2 protein-coding genes are annotated in these 1471 nt (G+C 65.7%); both read right to left on the bottom strand.

Features of this window, described 5'->3' with window-relative positions; translation table 11 throughout:
- A partial coding sequence (locus QZH66_RS15995; RefSeq protein WP_305806880.1) for an FHIPEP family type III secretion protein occupies positions 1-631 on the bottom strand: 631 nt, incomplete at its 3' end.
- Between the two features lie 10 nt (positions 632-641).
- Positions 642-1471: flagellar type III secretion system protein FlhB (locus QZH66_RS15990; RefSeq protein ID WP_305806879.1), on the bottom strand; the 830-nt coding region annotated here is incomplete at its 5' end.

Here is a 1471-nt window from a genome sequence, read left to right as displayed (position 1 = left end):
AAATCAAAATGCCTGCGATGGCGTCGCCGCGCACGAACTTCGAGGCGCCGTCCATGGCGCCGTAGAAGTCGGCCTCCATGCCGACTTCGCGGCGGCGCGTCTGGGCCTTTTCCTGGTTGATCAGGCCGGCGTTGAGGTCGGCGTCAATCGCCATCTGCTTGCCCGGCAGCGCGTCGAGCGTGAAGCGCGCCGACACTTCCGAAATGCGCTCCGCGCCCTTGGTCACCACCACGAAGTTGATGATCATCAGGATAACGAACACCACCAGGCCGACGACGAAGTTGCCGCCGATCACCACGTTACCGAAGGCCTCGATCACCTGGCCCGCCGCGTGCGTGCCCTCATGGCCCTTGAGCAGCACCACCCGCGTCGAGGCGACGTTGAGCGCCAGCCGCATCAGCGTGGTGGCGAGGATGACGGTCGGAAAGGTCGAGAATTCGAGCGGGCGGCTGACCGAGACGCTGATCAGGATGACGATGATCGCCAGCACGATGTTGAACGTGAACAGCACGTCGAGCACCGCCGGCGGCAGCGGCAGGATGATCATGGCCAGCAGGGCCAGCACCATCAGCGGCGTGGCATAGCTGTAGCGGCGCAAGGCGTCGAAGAGTCCGGGCTGCGGGAGTTTCATGTCGGGCGACTCAAGTCAAATGGGAGGGAACGGCCAGGTCGGCGGGCAACCGTGGCTCGCTGGGCCGCTGGCCGGTCTGGAAGGCCTTGAGCTGCAGCACGTAGTTGAGAACCAGCGCCACGGCGTTGTACAGCGGGATCGGGATCTGCTGCTGCACCTGGCTGGTGTTGTAGATGGCGCGGGCCAGCGGCGGCATGGAGACCACCTCGACCTGGTGCTCGCGCGCGATCTCGCGGATGTAGAGGGCCATTTCATCCACGCCCTTGGCCACCACGTAGGGCGCCTGGGCGCGCTGCTCGTCGTACTTGAGCGCGACGGCATAGTGCTCGGGGTTGACGATCACCACGTCGGCCGTGGGCACGGCGCTGCGCACGCTGCGCCGCGAGAGCTGGCGCTGCAGCTGGCGGATGCGGTTCTTGACTTCGGGGCGGCCCTCGTTGCCCTTGTGCTCTTCCTTGAGGTCCTGCTTGCTCATGCGCTGGCCGCGCAGAAAGAAGAACACCTGCACCGGCAGGTCGATCAGGCCGAACAGCACGAACACCATGGCCATGGACAGCACGCCCGAGAGCACCATGCCGGCGCCCGTGTCGATGGCTTCGCCGAGCGACAGCCCCTGCAGGCGCAGGTAGTATTGCGCGCTGCGGCTGCACAGGTACCAGAGCACGCTGCCCAGCAGCAGGGCCTTGAAGATGGAGGTGAGCACGCCCACCAGGTGCTTGCCCTTGAACATGCGCCCCAGGTTGCTCATGGGGCTGAGCCGGTTGAGCTTGGGCATCAGGTTTTCAGACGACAGCACCCAGCCCCCCGGCACCATCGAGGACAGCACCAGCAGCACCGGCA

Origin of the sequence: Stenotrophomonas sp. YIM B06876, assembly GCF_030711595.1 — a bacterium.
GTDB lineage: Bacteria > Pseudomonadota > Gammaproteobacteria > Xanthomonadales > Xanthomonadaceae > Stenotrophomonas.
This window is presented reverse-complemented; position numbering and strand designations above follow the sequence as displayed.